Below are 17634 nucleotides of genomic sequence, written 5' to 3' on the forward strand. Positions count from 1 at the left end.
TTTCGTTTTCAACCTGATTGGATCCCGTTTTTCACTCTCTTATACGTACACCGTGCTGAAAAGGTTCACACCATAACGGATAGATTTGTGATAAGTTACTGATCGTTTCGCTTCAGCCACAACAATACCTGCTCCACCGGCAGCGCGTGCGCCACGTGCCCGTCGCGCCCGGTCACCGTGCTGGCGGTGAACAGCGCGTTGATCACGGCCTCCTCCACCGTCTCGACGGCGGCGCGGAAGAGGTCGTTCATGATCGCGCTGTCGTCCCGGAGCAGGGTCTCCGCCCTCACGGGGTAGTTGGCCTGATGCGGCACGCGGTTCGCGGTGGAGAAGGCCAGCACGAAGTCGCCGCTGCCGTTCATCGCGCTGCCGCCCACCCGGGCGAGCCCCAGCGCGCCCCGCTTGGCGAGCCGGGTCAGCTGGCGCGCGTCCAGCGGCGCATCAGTGGCCAGCACGATCATCACCGAGCCAGGCGGCGGCTCGTCGGGTGTGAACTCGGATCCCGAATCCGCTGCGGGCTGCTGCGGCGCCGACTCCTGTTCAGGCTGCGGCGCCGGCGCAGTTTCTGACACGGGCGCCGCCTTCTCCGGGTAGTCCAGGAGCCGGCGGCCCACCGGCACCCCGTGAATCAGCAGGTCGGGGCGGCGGCCGAAATTGGCGAGGACCAGAGCGCCAAGCACGTATCGGTCCACCCGGCGAGACGAGGAACCGATGCCGCCCTTGAAGCCGAAGCAGACCATGCCGGTGCCCGCGCCCACGGCCCCCTGGGCGACCGGCCCGCCCGAGGCGCCGTCCAGCGCGGCCCGCACCATCTCCGCGGTGACGTGTCTTCCCTGCACATCATTGAGGAAGCTGTCGTTGCACTCCCCCACCACGGGGTTGACCGTGCCGGTGGTCACGCCGATCTCCGGGTTCTGCTCCAGCATGTAGCTCACCAGCGCGTCGGCTGCGCGGAAGGCGCTGAGGGTGTTGGTCAGGAGAATGGGCGTCTCGATGGTGCCCAGTTCGGCTACCTGGGCAAGCCCCGTCGCCTTGCCGAAGCCGTTGAGCACGAAGAGGCCCGCCGGCACCTTCTGCTTGAACAGGTTGCCGCCGTGGGGCAGGATGGCCGTCACGCCGGTGCGGACCGGCCCCCGGCCGGGCACCAGCGGCCCCTCGCCCTCCACCCGGGTCGCGTGGCCGACGCGCACCCCCGGCACGTCACAGATGTCATTCTGCGGCCCCGGCGGCAGGTGGCCGGTGATCAGGCCCAGGGCACGGGCCGTGGGACGGGACGGATACGGGCTCGTGAAGGACATGGGCGCTACCTCCTCACTGGTTGCATCGGGCGGCTCATCCGGCACCAGGCGGATCACCGGCACCGGGCCGCGCCACTCGACCTCGATGTGGCGGCCCAGCAGCAGCGTCGACAGGATGTTGTGGATGCTGTGGCCGATCGCCGGCGCCCACAAGTCGCCGGTCAGAGCGTAGGCGCCGCCGAAGATGGCCCCCGAGGCCGCGGCGACGGCCGCATAGGCCCAGTTGTCCCGCATCCAGCCGCCGTGGCTGAATCCGAACAGAAAGGCTGCGGGCAGCAGGCCCACCAGCGGCTGCAGGCCGCCGCGGAACAGCAGTTCCTCGCCGAGCGCCGAGGTCGTGACGAGGACCAGCATCATCGGATACCCGGCGGACCGCAGCGCCTCCTCGCCCGCGCGGGTGGCCGTCTTCCGCAGGGCATCCTCCAGCGGGCCCCACCGGGAGAGCAGCCCGATCAGGCCCAGGGAGGTCCCGCCCGCGACCAGGCCGGCCAGCACGGCCTGCCCGGACGGCAGCCGCAGCAGGTCGGGGAACTGCCCCGTGGCCAGCCGGGCCAGGAGCAGCCCGACCGCCCCCATCGCCGCCGGCGCCAGCACGCCGATCAGCAGGAACAGCCGCCAGCGCGTCCGCCGATCCACCCCACCACCCCCCGCGTCATGAACAAGCAGGCCAGGAGGCTGCCCCCTGGCCCGATCTCGGCGCTCACTCCGAGAGCGTGTTGGTGATCTGGGCGTTCTGCCGCAGCTCGCTGAGCCAGCCGCTCATCCGCTCGTTCACCTTCTCGCTCAGGTACTGCTCCCGAATGGTCTCCTTCTCCTGCTCGAAGTCGAGCGCGTTGACCTGGATGATGTGCCAGCCGAACTGGCTCTGCACCGGCTCCGAGATCTCGCCGTCGCCCAGGGCGAAGGCCGCCGCCTCAAACTCGGGTACGGTGTCGCCCCTGGCGATCAGCCCCAGGTCGCCGCCCCGTGCGCCGCTCACCGTGTCGGCCGACTCCGCCTGGGCCAGCTGGGCGAAATCGGCACCGGCGTCCAGCTGGGCCCGGATGTCGTTGGCCTTCTCCTCGGTATCTACGAGGATGTGGCGGGCCTTGATCCGCCGGGTCTCGTCGGAGCCCTGCATCGCGTCAAAGTACTCCCGCAGCGTGGCATCGTCGGGCTCGAGCTCCTGCCTGAGCACCCGGGTGGCGTTCATGTTGCGCCGCAGAAAATCGCGGAACTGCGCCTCCGTCATGCCGTACTGCTGAAGGGTAAGGCTGAAGAGCAGATCGCCCCCGGAGGCGGCCTTGAAGGCCTCGACCTCCGACTCGAGCTCGGCATCGGTCACGGTAACGCCGGCCTTCGCGGCTTCCTGCTCCACCAGGCGGGTCAGGATCATGTCGTCAACGGTCACCGTACCGTAATACTCCATCAACTTCTCGTGCACTTCCATACGGGTGATCTGATCGCCGTTGACCGTCGCCACCACATCGCTGTCCGCGCCGGGGCGCTGCGTGCTGCTGCCCACGAAGTAGCCGCCGAGCCCGGCCACCACCAGGGTGGCCACCACAAACAGGACGATCGTCGCCCGGTTACTCTCGCTTGCCAACGTGCCACGCTCCTTCAGTGCATGCTTCAAACAGAGCCACCATTCGTATGGTAACGCAGTTCACGCCCGCTGCCAACCGCGGATGCGGCTCACTGCCAGCCGAGCTGCCGCTTGGCCTCGGACGACATGTGGTGCGGCGTCCAGGGCGGATCGAAGGTGACGTCGACCTTGACGTCTGCGAAATCGAGCACGCTCAGGGCCTCGTAGACCTCGTTCACCAGGTGGCCCCCGACAGGGCAGCCGGCGGTGGTGAAGGTCATGAGCACGCGGCACCGGTTCTGCTCATCCACCTTTATTTCGTAAACGAGGCCCAGGTCCACGATGTTGATGCCGATCTCGGGGTCGAAGACGTTGCGCAGCAGGGTCCGTGCGAGTGCGGCCTTGTCGGCTTCGTTGTTGGCTCCGTTCAGGTTTCCCATCCCGAATCGCTCCCTTCAGTCCAGCGGCCTGGCCCGGAGCACCTGGAGGATGGTGCCGGTGAACAGCAGGCTGCCGATCAGGTTTAGTATGGCGCTCCCCCGCGCCAGATACCGGGCCTCCCACCAGCCCGGGGCGTCCCACCATCCCAGGGCGCCGCCCAGCAGCACGAGCCCGGTGAGCAGCACCCCGGCCGTCCATGAGAGGTATCCGGCTTTCGCGGCCCCCTGCGAGAACATCTCGTCCAGCTTGGGCAGCCGCTGGGTCTTCGTGCGCCGGTGTTTCATCAGGAAGTGCCAGACGAGGAACGGCACGATCTTGTAGAGCATGCCCAGGATCATCGTGGCCACGAAGCCCATCAGGAACAGCCAGGCCCCGGGCACGGCGAGGGGACGGTGCCAGACGCTGAGGAGCAGCAGGGCTGCGGCCGGCGCCAGAAAGGCCAGGGCCGTCACCCCGTAGCGCATGGAGAGGTCGAGTTCCGGGCGCCGGCGCTGCCGCATCATGCCGAAGAAGTCGGCGGCGTAGCGCACCGTACCGGCTGCGGCGACCAGCAGGCAGGCGGCGGTCACCGGCGCCGGCAGGTGCAGGAGCAGGGCCAGGAACGCGCTCCAGAGCCCGGCAGCCAGTAGCCCCAGCACGATGTGGCCCGAGGCGCCCCCGGGCCGGTTGGTCAGCGCGAACATGGGGAACAACTGGTAGGAGACGCCGAAGATCGTCAGCATAAACCAGCCGCCCAGGCCGACCAGCACGTGCGCCCCCAGCGGCGAGTAGTCGAGGCTGTTGGGCAGGAAGCCGAACCGCAGGTTGAAGGCCAGAACCAGGCCCCAGATCGCCGTGCCCAGCACGAACGACAGAGCCATCGCCATAAAGCGGCCAGCGACGGTCCACTGTGTGGCAGACCGCATTGCCCTGACGACCAGCAAGGCGAAGACGAGCAGGGCGAGCACCACCAGCGTGCCGCCCGCTGTGATCCACGGCCCCGCGGAGTGGTAGAACCCCCACACCAGTGACCAGCTGCCGGCCAGGTAAGCGGCGCCCTGCAGCAGGGCCCACCGGCCCTCCACCGGACGCCCCAGCAGCATTACCGGGGTGATCTGGTGGAAGGCGCCGACCATCACGCTGGTGGCAAAGCCCAGGGTGAACAGGTGCACGGCCGCCAGCGCCGCAGGGTTGAACCGGAAGGGCCCGAAGATCATGGGCGCCTTGTAGATGATCAGCGCCTGAAGTGCGAGCAGCCCCACAAGCCCGGCGAGCACCATGCCGATGGGCACATAGAGCGGCGGCGACTTGGCAGGATCTATGATCTGGGGCGCGCCCGGGCTGGCCGCGCGCTTCCGGGGCCCGCTCATGGCCGCGGCGCGTAGGTGGCCAGCACGGTGGCCGGCTCATCGGTGGCCCGCACGCCGAACGGCTCGCCCGGCGGGTAGAACCAGATGGTGCCGGCCCCGGCCTTGACCCACTCGCAACCGGCGACCAGCTCGCAGCGGCCGCTCACCACTTGCAGGCTGACGCTGGATGAACTGGTGGCGGCGGGCACCTCGCCGCCCGGGCACAACTGAAGCAGCATGACCCGCATATCCTGGCAGCTGTGAATCATCTCCACGGAAACCCCGCCGGCCGTCGGCTTCCGGGGCCGGATCAGCTGCACCTGCATGCCCGATCCCTCCTCTTGGTGGTTTCCTCTAGTCTACCCGCGCCCGCGCGGGCGCGCCCGTGCCGCATCGCGCTCGTTCGGTGTGACATCCGTCACCAAAGCGGGAGCGGGCGGCGCATCCACGCCGCCCGCTCGCTCAGTCGCACCGCTCACTCCGTCGCGCCGCTCCCTCTGTCACGCCATTCACTCTGACACGCCATTCACTCTGTCACGCCGTTCAGTCTGACACGCCGTTCACTCAGTGGCGCCGCTCGCCTGTCTGCGGCGCTCACTTATGTTTCGCCCATCCACTCCCGCAACTTGCGCTCATCCTGGATGATCACCGACTCCCCATGCACCACGATGCACCGGGTGCGCCGGAAGTCCCCCAGCACCCGGGTGACGGTCTCGCGGCTCGTGCCGATCATCCCGGCGATCTCCTGATGGGTCATGCCGAGGGTGATGACGTTGCTGCCCTGCTCCTCCGCCATGCGGAGCAGCAGGTTAGCCAGCCGCCCGTGGGTGTTGTGCACGGCCAGGTCGTGGGCCGTGTCGCGGGCCAGCCGGAGCCGCCGCCCCACCAGACAAAAGGCATTGGAAGCCAGCTTGCGGCTCTCGGGCATGATCCGGACCAGGTCGTCCACCCTGAAGACGATCAGCACCGAGTCCTCGGTGACCTGCGCGGTGGCCGGGTACGGCGCCTTGTCGGCCAGGACCACCAGGCCGACCTCGTGGCCCGGCCCCCAGATCCGGAGCACCTGCTCCTGGCCGTTGGCCGCCAGCCGCGACACCCGGACGCGGCCTTTCTTGATGAAGTAAATGGCCTCACCGGGATCGCCCTCGTTGAACAGGATGGTTCCCTTGCGGTAGTGGCGCTCGCGTGCGATCGCGGCGATCCGGGCCAGCTCCTCGTCCGACAATCCTTCGAAGAGCGCAAGGCTCCGCAGGAAGTCCAGATCGGTCACGCAGGGATCACCTCCTGAGGAAAGGGCCAGATTGACGAAGTACGACAGCGGGCGGACTTTCCCCTTCCACCCGCAATTGCAGCCTCAATCCCCATCCATTATAATCGTTAAGGTGTCTGCAAGAGGAGGGCTTTCCATGGGACTCTCGATCGGCATTGTGGGCCTGCCCAACGTCGGCAAATCGACGTTGTTTAATGCAATTACCCGGGCTGGCGCGGAGGCTGCCAACTACCCATTCTGCACCATTGAACCCAACGTGGGCGTTGTCGAGGTGCCGGACGCCCGCCTGCCCGTGCTGGCGAAGATGTTCAACTCGGCACGCATCGTGCCCACCAACATCAAGTTCATCGACATTGCCGGCATCGTGAAGGGCGCGTCCAAGGGCGAGGGGCTGGGCAACAAGTTCCTGCATCACATCCGCGAGGTCGACGCCATCGCGCATGTGGTGCGCTGCTTCGAGGATCCCAACGTCACCCACGTCAGCGGCCGGGTCGACCCGATCTCCGATATTGAGGTGATCAACCTGGAGCTGATTCTGGCCGACCTGGAGACGGTGGACAGGCGGTACGAGCGCGCCGGAAAGGCGGCGAAGGCCGGCGAAAAGGAGGCCCGGGTGGAGTACGGCCTGCTGACCCGGCTGAAGGAGGCCCTGGAGGCCGGCCGGCCGGCCCGCAGCGTGGCCATCGAAAACGACGAGGAGGCGAAGGTGCTGCGCGAGCTGCACCTCATCACCGCCAAGCCGGTGATGTACATCGCCAACGTGGCGGAGGAGCAAGTGGCAGATCCCTTCGTCGTGCCGGCCGTGGCGCGGGTAAAGGAGCTCGCCGACCGGGAGGGCAGCGAGGTCGTGCCGATCTCCGCCAAGATCGAGGCGGAGCTGGCCGAGATGCCCGACGAGGAGCGGGACGCTTTCCTCGCCGATCTGGGCCTTGCGGAGTCCGGGCTTGACCGGGTCATCAAGCACGGTTACCACCTGCTCAACCTGATCTCGTTCCTCACCGCCGGCGAGACGGAGGCGCGGGCCTGGACCATCCGCCGCGGCACCAAGGCGCCGCAGGCGGCCGGGGAGATCCACTCCGACATGGAGCGGGGGTTCATCCGCGCCGAGGTGGTCTCCTACGAGGACCTGGTCGCCGCCGGCTCCATGGCCGCGGCCCGGGAGGCGGGCAAGGTGCGCCTGGAGGGCAAGGAGTACGTGATGCAGGACGGCGACGTGGTCAACTTCCGCTTTAACGTGTAGGCTTGCTTGGGGCCAGGTGCAGTCACGTCATCGGTGTCGTGCGTGTTTTCATAACGGCGTATAGGAAGGGGCTGCCACGGAGTCAACTCTTGACTCTCTGGGCAGCCCCGATAGCGTTGCCGTCACGAAATCGGCCGCCGGACCGCTCTTCGGCAACGGCCGCCGTTTAGGACTGCTTGGTGGCCTCCAGGTGCAGCTCGATCTTCACCTGCTCACCCACGAGAACGCCGCCCGTCTCCAGCGCCGCGTTCCACGTGAGGCCGAAGTCCTTGCGGTTGATCTTCGCGGTTGCCGAGAAGCCGATGCGCTCGTTGCCCCACGGGTCCTTGCCGGTGCCCTCGAACTCCAGGTCGAAGGTGACCGGCTTGGTGACGCCGCGGATGGTCATGTCGCCGGTCATCTTATAGCCGTCACCGTCCCGCTCCACCTTCGTGCTCTTGAAGGTCAGGGTCGGGTGATTCTCGGCATCGAAGAAGTCGGCCGAACGCAGGTGGTCGTCGCGGGCCGAGTCGGCGGTGTTGATGGATGCGACCGCCACGCTGCCCTCAAAGACGGCGCCGGTGATGTCCTCCGGGTCGACCTCAATGCGGCCCTCCACCTGCGTGAAGCGGCCCTTCACCGTCGCGATCATCATGTGCTTCACCGAAAACTCAGCCAGGCTGTGCGAATTGTCAATTACCCAGACGCTCTTTCCCATAAGCTGTCTCCTCCCCAAAAATTCGGCCGGTGTGCGCCCGTGCCTTTTATATTGTTAGTTGGTGACGAAGGGTAAGTAGGTACGGGTAAGTTGGCGAATCTGGTCGGAGGATTTGCAGGCGGCGCGCAGAAGAACCCGCTGGGGGTTTCGCGACGGCCCACATTCCTGCCAGGAGAGGAGCACAGAGTTCAATGCGCTACATTCGCTTTGTGACTGACGATGCCGCGCCCCGCTGGGGCCGCCAGGTGGATGAGGTCGTTCACGAACTGGACGGCGCCCCGTACGAGGGCGGCCGGCCCACCGGCCGGACAGTGCCTATGGGATCGGTCCAGCTCCTGGCGCCGGTGGCGCCCTCCAAGATCGTCTGCATCGGCCGCAACTACCACGAGCACGCCGCCGAACTGGGCAACGCCGCCCCGGAGCGCCCCATGTTCTTCCTGAAGGCGCCCTCGGCGCTCATCGGACCCGGTGAGGCGATTCAGGTCCCGGACCGGGAGGCCACCGTCCACTGGGAGGCCGAACTGGCCGTGGTGATCGGGAAGCGGATGAAAAACGCCGCCGAGGAAGAGGCTCTTTCCTATGTATTCGGCTATACCATCGCCAACGACGTATCCAACCGCGACGCGCAGAAGGCGGACGGCGCCTTCGGGTTCGGCCGGGGCAAATCATACGACACCTTCTGCCCCTGCGGGCCGGCCCTGGTGACGGAAGGCATCGATCCGTCCGACGTGCACATCACCCTCACCTGCAACGACGAGGTCCGCCAATCAGACTCCACCCGGCTGATGATCCACCCGGTGCCCAAGCTGCTCAGCTACCTCTCGCAGATCATGACGCTCATGCCCGGCGACATGGTGCTGACCGGCACCCCGAAGGGCGTCGGCGCCATGAAGCCCGGCGACCTCATCGAAATCCACATCCCGGGCATCGGGACCCTCGCCAACCCCGTGATCTGAACCCACGCCCCTCCGGGCCTGATCTCGCACCACCTGGCGTGAGCCCACACCCCTACGGGTCTGAGCTCGCACCACCCCGCGTGAGCCCACACCCCTGCGGCGGGTCGCTCCATAGTATGAGGCAGACCCCCGAGGAAGGTGTGAAGCCGATGTCCCATTTCTATCCACCGCCGATGGGCCGCCCCGCCTGGCATCCCCCTGCCGGCATGCCGCCAGGCCTGACTTGGCAGCTCCCTGCCGGTCCCCCGCCAGGCCCGGCTTGGCAGCCACCCTCTCCGGTCCTGCACCCCTCCGCGCCGCACGGCCTGTACGTATCGCCTGGCTGGGGTCCAGCCCCCGAACCGGTCGTGGTGGAATGGATGGCGGTCATCGAGCCCGCCCTGAACAGCGTGGTGCCTGCCATCCAAGGCCTCCTGCAGATCTCCGGGATGCTCCTTCGGGAGCTGCCCATCGCCATCGACCTGCCGGGACCCGAGCCCGCTGAGGCCCACCCGGCGGAACCCTCGTCGATGAGATCCGGGCTCGGCCACGCGGGGATGTTCGGCCCCGCCGAGCCCAGGGCGGAAGTGCTCGACGTGGCAGAGCAATCCGGCGCGTCGGAGGCCGGCACCGCCGAAGCCGACGCAGGTGAAGCCGGTGAAGAGCGCGCCTGAACGTGTGACTGCAAGGCACAGCCGAGGGCCTGCCCCTGGACGGGCGGGCCCTCGGCCTTTCCGCGGCACCGCCGGGGCCGTGAGCATGTTTCTGTTTGCCCTATTCGCTCTGTTCGCAGTGGCTGTTGCTGCCGGGGGACCGCCCTCACCTGTCCGATCTTATCGGTTATGATCGCAGAGAGTGTTAGTGGTGGGACACCATCGTTCTGCGAAAACTGACGCTCCCAAGATCCCGCCGGGCTGGGAGCAACAAGTCGCGTGTGAACCCGCGCTGCAAACGGATCGATAGCAGCACGTGCAGCCACATCTGCTTTTTTGGCTCGTCACTTCCCCGAGGCGACGTAGTGCCGGCGCGTCAGTGCCCACCCACGGGCAACAGCCGTGAGTCTGCGAGTTCCGCGGACCTCAGTACGTGGGACCGTACGTGGGGCGTTATACGGGATTACGCAGGAGGACGCGGCCATCCACCGGCGCGATGTTGGCGCCGTCCGGATACTCCACGATCCTCACGATGTCCCGGAACCAAGCCAGGTAACGGTCCAGATATTTCGTGGCGACGCCCCGGAACCGGCGGAGCCACCAGGTCGGTAGATTGGGGAACCGGATCGGGCCGACGCTCGCCTCGCCCCCGGCACCGGTCTCCCCGGCATCGGGCTCGCCGGCATCGGTCTCCCCGGCACCGGGCTCCCCGGTACCGGTCCGCCGGGCATGGGCCTCCCCCAACTCTGGCCCGTGCAGCGCTTCCCCGGCCCACGCTTCCCCGGCCCACGCTTCCCCAGGTTGCGCTTCCGTGGCGGTGAATTTCCTCACAGCGGCGAACCCATCGCAGTGTGCATATCCCAACATCGCGCAGGCTTTTTCGTACTCCTTCCCGCCGAAGGCGAACACGCGAGAACCCGGCCGGACCATCCCGGAAAGACCCGGGCCGATCAGTTCCGGGGTGCGCCTGCCCTGCCCCAAGATGCCCAACTCGTATCCGCTGTCGGTCTCGGCCACCATGACGTTCACCGGCCTGCCGTCGATCAGCAACTGGAACCGGTTGCGGCCGGCAGGGGCCAGGCCAGGGCGGGTGGGCCCTCCCGGGCCAATTCCCCTGCGCACAATGTTCCAGTAACCCCAACTGCCGGGGCCGTTGGTGGTCCTGCTGCCCTTTTCGGAGTACTTTACGTGAAAGGTCTCAACCCTGACGTCGCCGCTCAGCTTCTCACGTGGCCGAGCGCCCAGAACCGCCAGCGCGCGGTGACGCCAGTGGAAGGCCGTGGACAGGGCGATGCCCAGGCGGGATGCGACCTGGCGCAGCGGCAGGCTGTGTGCCAGCAGCTCGATCATCTCGCGCCACTGCTCCTGCTTGCGGATGCGATACGCCGGGGTGCCCGTGTTGGGACTGAAGGTGCGCCGGCAGATCTTACAGAGATACCGCTGCACCCGCTGCCCGGAGGCCATGCGGAAACTGCCGTGCCTGACCACATGGTCTCCCCCGCACGCAGGGCAACGCCTCTGCTCCGTCGGGGCTGCGCCATGGACCTCCACCGGACCCGTGACCGAAGCCGTCCCCTGATTCGCATCCCCGCGTGTGGCGGGCTTCACGGTTACGGGCCCCTTGCATGCTTCAGGCGTACCGGCGGGCGCCTCTATGAAGCCATCCTGCGCACTGAAGGGCGGCGGGGGAAGCTGCGCTGCGCCAGTGCCGGACAGGCTGAAGGACTCCGCCGACATGATGGCAGCACCTCTCATGTCTGGATTCTATTACCATTATATCCGAACAGCGGTTCGTCGTCCAGCCCGACGGGTTCATCCACAGGGGTGATTGATTTTGGCAGGCTGAGTCGGCAGCTCTGCTGACAAGTGCGCCGGTGTTACAACGAGAGCGGTGAGGCAGCTTCAGGCGCTGCTCACCGCCCCAACAGTCCACACGAACAGAACAGATACTGACCGCGAGAGGGATGCAAATCGACCCCACCCACAGCCACCACGAACAGACCGGATGCTGGCCGCCAGAGGGGGCACACCGACCCTGCCCACAGCCACGGCCCGCCCCCGAAGGGGCGGGCCGCTGCACGCTACAGAAACTCCACTGTAGGCGAGGCGATCACGCAGTCATAGTGCGTGGGAGCCGGGTTCCGCCCGCCGAAGGCGAGGTTGCCGCCCAGGGCGACGTGGGCTGTGCCCAGCGCCTTCTCCGCCAGGGCGACCCGGCCGCTGGGCGTGATGTGCGGGTTGACCCCCAGGCCCAGTTCGCCCACGGTCCACGCCCACCGATCGTCCCCCAGCCGGCGGCGCAGTTCGGCTGCCGCCTCTCCGCCGGTGGCCTCCATCACCCGGCCGCGCCGGAAGGTGAGCGTGACCGGCTGGTCCAGCGGGATGTCGCCCAGTGCCACGTCCACCACCAGCTGGCCGTCGACGCCTGTCTCGTGCGGGGCCACGTAAGCCTCGCCTGCCGGCAGGTTGCCCACGGCGCCGGCCTCCCTCACCTGCCCCGTGTCGACCAGGACGGGCCTGCCCTCGTAAGAGACCCGCAGGTCGGTGCCGCCGGGGGCAGTCAGCCGCACCCCCGCTGCGGCGCGCATCCGCCCGGCGAGGGCAGATGCACGGGCCGCGACCTCCTCCAGCCCCGGGGAAAGCGCCGCCTCCAGCGTCTCCACCTCCACCTGGGCCAGCGAAACCCACCGGCCGCGCCCGGCCCGGCGGAAGGCATCCATGGCGGCGCGTATCGCCGCGTCCTCCACGGAGAGCCGCAGCTCTGCCCGCAGGGAGATGACCACATCAGCCGCCGCCACCGCGGCTGCAAGCGACCGCGGCACCACCTGCAGCCGGCCGGGCTCGGGCAGCGCACAATGCACCACTTCCCCGGCCTGCATCCTGCGGGCCGCCTCGGTCAGCGCCTCGGCCGCCGGCTGCAGCTGCCGATCCGCCAGGATCAGCACCCGCTCGCCGGGCCTCAGTCCCAGGCTGTGCCCCAGCACCGTCTCAGTCCACCGGAGAGTCACGTCACTCCCAGCCCTCCGGCTTGAACTTCACGTCGGGCAGGTGGACCGTCACGCCGAAGCGGAGTTCGTCGATGACCTCCGGAGTGACCCGCCCGCTGAGCCGCTCACCAACAGGCTCCGCGGTAATATAGAGGTCGCTGGTGCCCAGCATGAAGTTGAGGATGCCGTCACCCACGCCCTCCGGGATCGCCAGCCCGGCGCCGTGGCCCGTGGGCCAGCCGAAGAGCAGCACGTGCAGCCGCTCCCCCGGATGATACCCCCAGCGGTAAGAGTACTCTTTGGGCTGGGCGGCCAGGACCTGTTTGATCATCAACTCCAGCGGCGGCACCGTGAAGAAGACCAGCTTGCGGCCGTCGGGCCCGATGGCCGTTCCCGCCTCCGTGGGCAGGTAGACCACGGGTTCTGCGAAGCGCTCCTGTCCTTCCACGAATCAACCTTCTTTCCGTGTTCTCCGCACCCCGGTACCTAGGGGGCCAGGAACGTCTCGGGCTCACCCGAGAACCCGGCCAGGTACCCCACCAGCCATACGCCCGCCCACACGACCGCGATGGCCACGGCCACCACCCAACCGGGATTGAGCCGTACCCGCATTCTGCATGCGACCTCCCCTGACGTACGCCTCTCATTATGATTATGACGTAGCGGGGAGCGTCCGGGAATCGGGGGTGCCGCCCGCGCCGGGTGCCAGAACCCCGCCGCCAAGCCGGCGCCGGGCACCGGAGCGCCGCCGCCTCCGGCCCGGCGCTACTGCGCGGAGCCCACCCGGGCCGGCAGGGCCCGCTCCAGGGCCGGAAGCAGGGCCATCAGCAGCAGCCCGCTCAGCACGACCTCAGGCAGCAGGTAGGACCCGTTGTAGATCAGCGAGTAGACCAGAGGGCTCTGGCCCTCGGGCGCGAACTGGCCGAAGAAGACCACCCCCGCGACGGTGTGCGCCACGAACCGCCCGGCGATGGCCAGGCTGCCCAGCCAGGCGGCCGCCCAGCGGGAGTGGCCGCGGGCCAGCCCGGCGAGGCCCAGGGCGCCGAAGGCGATCGGGTAGTCCAGGAGCACCTGCACCGGATGGTAGAAGTACGGGTCAAGCCAGAACTGAATCAGGCCGTTCAGCACACCGGCGGTCACGCCCCAGCCCAGGCCGTGGCGCAGCCCCACCAGCAGGATCGGCACCATGGAACCCAGGGTGACGGAGCCGCTCTGCGGCATCTCCCACACCTTCACGTACGACAGCGCCACCGCGGCGGCGATCATCATCGCGGTTTCCACCAGCCGCCGAAGACGAAGACGGGTATCAGACATTCCGGACACCTCCGCGCACGCTCAGTATTCGCAATCTCGTGGCACGAAAAAACCGCAGCCAAGCGAGCTGCGGCGCAAGTGTCCGCGAGGCTCGCTTCCCTACGCCGGTATTACCCGGATCAGGTTGGAGGGTCCCGGGGTTCACCCCGGTTCTCAGCCGTTGCAACGGCTCCCCTAGCGGCTCTCGGCCAGTATGATGCTGCCTTAAGTATACTGCCGCCCTCCTCAGGTGGCAATCCCCAAGCATACTCCGGCCCAACGGGTGGCAAGTTAGGATGGCACAGGAAGATCGTCACGGGAGGCTGCACCGGATGGGTAAGCGGACGGGAAAGCGCACGCTGGCAGCGCTCATGCTCGCCGTGCTCCTGTTCCTCTCCTTCCCCTGGAGGGCGGGCGCTCAGACCAGGGCTACCCTGCGCTGGGGCAGCAGGGGCAACGACGTCTGCCTCGCCCAGCGCCGGCTCAAAGCCTGGGGGTACTACCAGGGCGCGGTGGACTGCATCTACGGCCGGCTCACCTATGAGGCCGTCACGCTCTTTCAGCGCCGCAACGGGCTGGCGGCGGACGGCATCGTCGGCCCGGACACCTGGGTGGCCCTGGGCTACTGGGGTGGCCCCCCCACCACGGCGGCGGCCGCCGCTGGAACCCGGGCAGGCGACCGCGACCTGCTGGCCCGGGTCGTGTCGGCCGAGGCCAGGGGCGAACCCTACGAGGGACAGGTGGCCGTGGCCGCGGTCATCCTTAACCGCATGCGGGACTCGCGATTCCCCAACACCCTTGCCGGCGTGGTCTACCAGACCCACGCCTTCGAATCGGTGACCAACGGCACGGTGTACACCCCGCCCACCGAGAGCGCCGTCCGGGCTGCGCAGGACGCCCTGAACGGATGGGACCCCACCGGAGGCGCCCTCTTCTTCTGGAACCCGGCCAAGGCCACCAGCCAGTGGATCTGGTCGCGGCCCATCATCAAACAGATCGGCAACCATGTCTTCGCCAAGTGAGAGGGGCATGCCCATGCGTCGTGTCGTTACCTGGCTGAGCGTCAGCGTGTTCGCCGCACTGGCCGTCGCCGTGTGGTCGGCCTGGACCGCGCACCTGAACGAGCACAACCGGCTGCTGGCCAACGCCCTGGAGGCAGAGCGGCAGCGCAGCTTCGTCGACATGGTCCACCACGTCGAGCAGATTCAGGCCCTGCTGGGCAAGGGGCTGGCCACCGGCAGCGAGCGGCAGAACATGCGCTACATGGCCGACGTCCACCGGCATGCGGCGGCCGCGGTGACCGCCCTCTCCTCCCTCCCGCTCCCTACCGAGGTCTCGTCCACCACCGGTAAGTTCCTGCAGCAGGTGGGCGACTTCTCCTACTCGCTCCTGCGGGACGAGGCCGCCGGCCGGCCGATGACGGAGGCTGAACGGGCTGAGCTGGCGCGGCTGCGAGAGGCGTCCACGGCTCTGCGGGAGCAGCTGGGCACCATGCTGACCCACTACAACCGGGGCGGCTTCCGCTGGCACCAGCCCGCGCAGCTCTCCCTGCGCACCCTGTTCCGATTGCCGGAGCGCAACCTGCTGCACCCGGCGGCCGCAGAGGGCGCGGCCATGGCCGCCCTGCTCGACGGCGGCTGGGCCCAGCTGGCCACCAGTGTGGAGCAGATGCCGACCTTCATCTATAACGGCCCGTTCTCGGATCACGTCAGCGAGATGCCGCCGGCCCTGACCGGCCCGCCCGTGACCCGGGAGGAGGCCGGGCAGCGGCTGGCCGCCATCCTGCCGGATTCGTCGGCGTATCGCGTCGTGGACGTGGTGGAGAGCGGCGGCAACCTGCCGGCCTACTCCTTCCGCCTCGCCCCGGCGAACAGCCGCGGTCAGGCCTACACGGCCACCGTGTCCCTCACCCAACGGGGCGGCCACCTGCTGGAGGTGCTGAACGGGCGGGCGCTGGGCAGGCCCGCGCTGGACCTGGAACGGGCCCGCGCCATCGGGCAGGAATACCTGGCCCGGGTGGGCTACGCGGACATGGTGCCTACCTTCGCGCAGATCCAGGATGGCGTCGCCTTCGTCGCCTACGCCTACAGGCAGGGCGACGTGATCATCTATCCCGACCAGGCCAAGGTGAAGGTGGCCCTGGACAACGGCGAGGTGCTGGGGCTGGACGCCCGCCAATTCCTGACCCATCACCGCCACCGCAGCCTGCCACGGCCGCGCCTCACGGCCGAGGAGGCGCGGGGCCGGCTGAACCCCCAACTGGAAGTCAGCCGGGTGCAGCTGGCCCTGATCCCCGACCTTGCGGGCACCGGCGAGGTGCTCACCTACGAGTTCCAGGGCCGGATGGGCGAGGACATCTTCCTGGTCTACGTCAATGCGGAAACGGGAGCGGAGGAGCAGATTCTCCAGCTCATCGAGACTGACGGCGGGACCTTCACGCTGTAAGAGGCGCCGGCGCCCCACGGGCGGTGCGGCAGCGCCCCGCGAACGGAGTGCAGATGCCCCGCTGCCGGCACCCCCGTGCCCTGCGAACCCTGCGGCGCTGCCCCGATCAAGGGGCAGCGCCGCAGCCTCAGGGGTTCTTGCGCGACTTGGGGCTGTGCGTCCCGGCCTCATGCTGCCGAAGGGTCGGATCCTGGTTCAGCCCGAAGGCGGCGATGCCGTGGGGATCAATCCCCAGCTCGGTCGCCACCTCCATGCCCAGCCGGTCAATGGTGAGCCGGCCCATGGCCGGGTTGTCGGGGGCAAGATCGCCGGTGGGCGTCACGCGCGGGTCGGGACTCATGTGTGATCACCTCCCGCGCGTAGTCTCCCCCGGAGTCCCGCCCGGTATCGGGCGGTCGCCCCTCGGCTCAGGTCACGCGCACCCAGCGGGTCTCCTTTCCGGTCTGGGGGCAGGGGCCGAAAGCGTCGCCTTCGTTGTAATACTGCTTGACGCCGGCGGTGCAGCTGTACGTACCCGGAACCTTGCACCGCTCGCCGGTGCAGCCCTGTGGCTGATCGCTCATGCGCATGCACCTCCCGCACCTAGTCTGCCCCTGAAAGCCGGCGGGATATCGGCGTGGTCAATAGGTATTCATAGTTCTTATACTTGAGCCTTGAAAAAGTCAGGTTTTCTTCTAGCAAACCCTGTTGACTCGGAGCAAACTCCTGTGGTAAAGTTTAATCACAACAAACGATGTTTACCAGCCTTACATAGAGGTCTCGTGATGAGGGGAGGCTTTTTCAGAATGGCTGTATCCAACGCAGCACTGTCTGAGGTGCCGGTCGCCCGGATGCCCGATCAGCGGCCGCAGCCTGTTGCCGTACCCACCGACGAAGAGTTGGTTGCCGCCTACCTGGCGGGGGATCAGGAGGCGTTTGAGGAGATCGTCCGGCGTTACGAGGACCGGCTGTACCGCCTGTCCTACCGGATGCTGGGGAACCATCACGATGCGCTGGACGCCGTCCAGGAGATCCTGGTCAAGCTGATGGCCGCCCTGCCCAAGTTCGAGGGGCGCTCCCGCTTCGGCACCTGGGTCTACCGGCTGGCCGCCAACACGTGCCTGGATATCCGGCGCAAGCGGGGTCGGACCGCCGCCGAGTCGCTGGAGGCAACCCTGGAGTTCTCGCCGGCGGCCTCGCTGGCCATCCTGGACGACGAGCCCGCCGACAACCCCGACCTCTACCTGGAGCAGCAGTACCGGGAGAACGTGGTGCGAGCCGCACTCGACAAGCTGCCCGAGAACCAGCGGCGGCTCCTGGAGCTGCGCGACCTCGAGGACTTCACCAACAGCCAGGTGGCAGATATGCTGGGCATTGAGGTGGGCGCGCTGAAGGCCAGGCTCCACCGGGCCCGCCAGGCCCTGAAGCGGGTGCTGGACGCCGGTGTCTACGTGCCCGGGTACACCTCCCCGGCTGCCACCGACCTGGCCTGATCTACCGAGGG

Annotated in this window: 20 protein-coding genes and 1 riboswitch; of the genes, 6 read left to right on the forward strand and 14 right to left on the reverse strand. The window is 67.9% G+C overall.

Features of this window, described 5'->3' with window-relative positions; genetic code table 11:
- Positions 1-95: 95 nt before the first annotated feature.
- The 6 genes from ACZ45O_RS11910 to ACZ45O_RS11935 form a co-directional block, all read right to left on the reverse strand.
- The gene (locus ACZ45O_RS11910) at positions 96-1934 is read right to left on the reverse strand and encodes a P1 family peptidase (RefSeq protein ID WP_464853216.1); all 1839 of its coding nucleotides are present in this window, start codon (positions 1932-1934) and stop codon (positions 96-98) included.
- Between the two features lie 64 nt (positions 1935-1998).
- Positions 1999-2883, reverse strand: a complete 885-nt coding sequence (locus tag ACZ45O_RS11915) for a peptidylprolyl isomerase (RefSeq protein WP_464853218.1) — start codon at positions 2881-2883, stop codon at positions 1999-2001.
- Positions 2884-2972: 89 nt separating this feature from the next.
- Positions 2973-3302 (reverse strand): metal-sulfur cluster assembly factor, encoded by a 330-nt coding sequence (locus ACZ45O_RS11920; RefSeq protein WP_464853220.1) that lies wholly within the window; start codon positions 3300-3302, stop codon positions 2973-2975.
- A gap of 15 nt (positions 3303-3317) precedes the next feature.
- Entirely contained in the window at positions 3318-4652 is a 1335-nt protein-coding gene (locus ACZ45O_RS11925) for a hypothetical protein (protein ID WP_464853222.1), read from the reverse strand.
- A complete protein-coding gene (locus ACZ45O_RS11930; RefSeq protein WP_464853223.1) occupies positions 4649-4957 on the reverse strand; it encodes a cupin domain-containing protein in 309 nt (102 codons plus the stop codon). The genes ACZ45O_RS11925 and ACZ45O_RS11930 overlap by 4 nt, the downstream gene beginning before the upstream one ends.
- A gap of 272 nt (positions 4958-5229) precedes the next feature.
- Positions 5230-5901, reverse strand: a complete 672-nt coding sequence (locus ACZ45O_RS11935; RefSeq protein WP_464853225.1) for a Crp/Fnr family transcriptional regulator — start codon at positions 5899-5901, stop codon at positions 5230-5232.
- A 136-nt stretch (positions 5902-6037) separates the two neighbouring features.
- Here ACZ45O_RS11935 and ychF point away from each other — a divergent pair, with 136 nt between their 5' ends.
- Positions 6038-7141 carry a redox-regulated ATPase YchF gene (ychF, locus tag ACZ45O_RS11940; RefSeq protein ID WP_464853227.1) on the forward strand — a complete coding sequence of 368 codons (1104 nt, stop codon included), beginning with the start codon at positions 6038-6040 and terminating at the stop codon, positions 7139-7141.
- Between the two features lie 166 nt (positions 7142-7307).
- On the opposite strand, the gene ACZ45O_RS11945 is transcribed toward ychF, so the two are convergent.
- A complete protein-coding gene (locus ACZ45O_RS11945) occupies positions 7308-7838 on the reverse strand; it encodes a YceI family protein (RefSeq protein WP_464853229.1) in 531 nt (176 codons plus the stop codon).
- 191 nt (positions 7839-8029) lie between these two features.
- Here ACZ45O_RS11945 and ACZ45O_RS11950 point away from each other — a divergent pair, with 191 nt between their 5' ends.
- Positions 8030-8794, forward strand: a complete 765-nt coding sequence (locus ACZ45O_RS11950) for a fumarylacetoacetate hydrolase family protein (RefSeq protein WP_464853231.1) — start codon at positions 8030-8032, stop codon at positions 8792-8794.
- A 347-nt stretch (positions 8795-9141) separates the two neighbouring features.
- A complete protein-coding gene (locus tag ACZ45O_RS11955) occupies positions 9142-9447 on the forward strand; it encodes a hypothetical protein (RefSeq protein WP_464853232.1) in 306 nt (101 codons plus the stop codon).
- 432 nt (positions 9448-9879) lie between these two features.
- Here ACZ45O_RS11955 and ACZ45O_RS11960 read toward each other — a convergent pair whose 3' ends face one another.
- The 5 genes from ACZ45O_RS11960 to thiT form a co-directional block, all read right to left on the reverse strand.
- Positions 9880-11181, reverse strand: a complete 1302-nt coding sequence (locus ACZ45O_RS11960; protein ID WP_464853234.1) for an IS1/IS1595 family N-terminal zinc-binding domain-containing protein — start codon at positions 11179-11181, stop codon at positions 9880-9882.
- A gap of 326 nt (positions 11182-11507) precedes the next feature.
- Positions 11508-12434 (reverse strand): aminopeptidase, encoded by a 927-nt coding sequence (locus ACZ45O_RS11965; RefSeq protein ID WP_464853235.1) that lies wholly within the window; start codon positions 12432-12434, stop codon positions 11508-11510.
- A 1-nt stretch (position 12435) separates the two neighbouring features.
- Positions 12436-12861, reverse strand: coding sequence for a hypothetical protein (locus ACZ45O_RS11970; RefSeq protein ID WP_464853237.1), 426 nt, complete (start codon positions 12859-12861; stop codon positions 12436-12438).
- 38 nt (positions 12862-12899) lie between these two features.
- Positions 12900-13025: a hypothetical protein gene (locus tag ACZ45O_RS11975; protein WP_464853239.1), complete on the reverse strand. Its 126-nt coding sequence runs from the start codon at positions 13023-13025 to the stop codon at positions 12900-12902.
- Between the two features lie 153 nt (positions 13026-13178).
- Positions 13179-13727: an energy-coupled thiamine transporter ThiT gene (thiT, locus tag ACZ45O_RS11980; protein WP_464853241.1), complete on the reverse strand. Its 549-nt coding sequence runs from the start codon at positions 13725-13727 to the stop codon at positions 13179-13181.
- A gap of 79 nt (positions 13728-13806) precedes the next feature.
- Positions 13807-13913: riboswitch (TPP riboswitch) on the reverse strand.
- A 125-nt stretch (positions 13914-14038) separates the two neighbouring features.
- Here thiT and sleB point away from each other — a divergent pair.
- Both sleB and ypeB read left to right on the forward strand, forming a co-directional pair.
- Positions 14039-14728 carry a spore cortex-lytic enzyme gene (gene sleB / locus ACZ45O_RS11985; protein ID WP_464853242.1) on the forward strand — a complete coding sequence of 230 codons (690 nt, stop codon included), beginning with the start codon at positions 14039-14041 and terminating at the stop codon, positions 14726-14728.
- A 13-nt stretch (positions 14729-14741) separates the two neighbouring features.
- Positions 14742-16151, forward strand: coding sequence for a germination protein YpeB (ypeB, locus tag ACZ45O_RS11990; RefSeq protein ID WP_464853243.1), 1410 nt, complete (start codon positions 14742-14744; stop codon positions 16149-16151).
- A 127-nt stretch (positions 16152-16278) separates the two neighbouring features.
- On the opposite strand, the gene ACZ45O_RS11995 is transcribed toward ypeB, so the two are convergent.
- Together ACZ45O_RS11995 and ACZ45O_RS12000 are read right to left on the reverse strand one after the other, a co-directional pair.
- Positions 16279-16491 carry a hypothetical protein gene (locus tag ACZ45O_RS11995; RefSeq protein ID WP_464853245.1) on the reverse strand — a complete coding sequence of 71 codons (213 nt, stop codon included), beginning with the start codon at positions 16489-16491 and terminating at the stop codon, positions 16279-16281.
- 67 nt (positions 16492-16558) lie between these two features.
- Positions 16559-16714: a hypothetical protein gene (locus tag ACZ45O_RS12000; RefSeq protein ID WP_464853247.1), complete on the reverse strand. Its 156-nt coding sequence runs from the start codon at positions 16712-16714 to the stop codon at positions 16559-16561.
- Between the two features lie 222 nt (positions 16715-16936).
- Here ACZ45O_RS12000 and ACZ45O_RS12005 point away from each other — a divergent pair, with 222 nt between their 5' ends.
- A complete protein-coding gene (locus ACZ45O_RS12005; protein ID WP_464853249.1) occupies positions 16937-17623 on the forward strand; it encodes an RNA polymerase sigma factor in 687 nt (228 codons plus the stop codon).
- Positions 17624-17634: the final 11 nt, after the last annotated feature.

Source organism: Symbiobacterium turbinis (genome assembly GCF_055383075.1).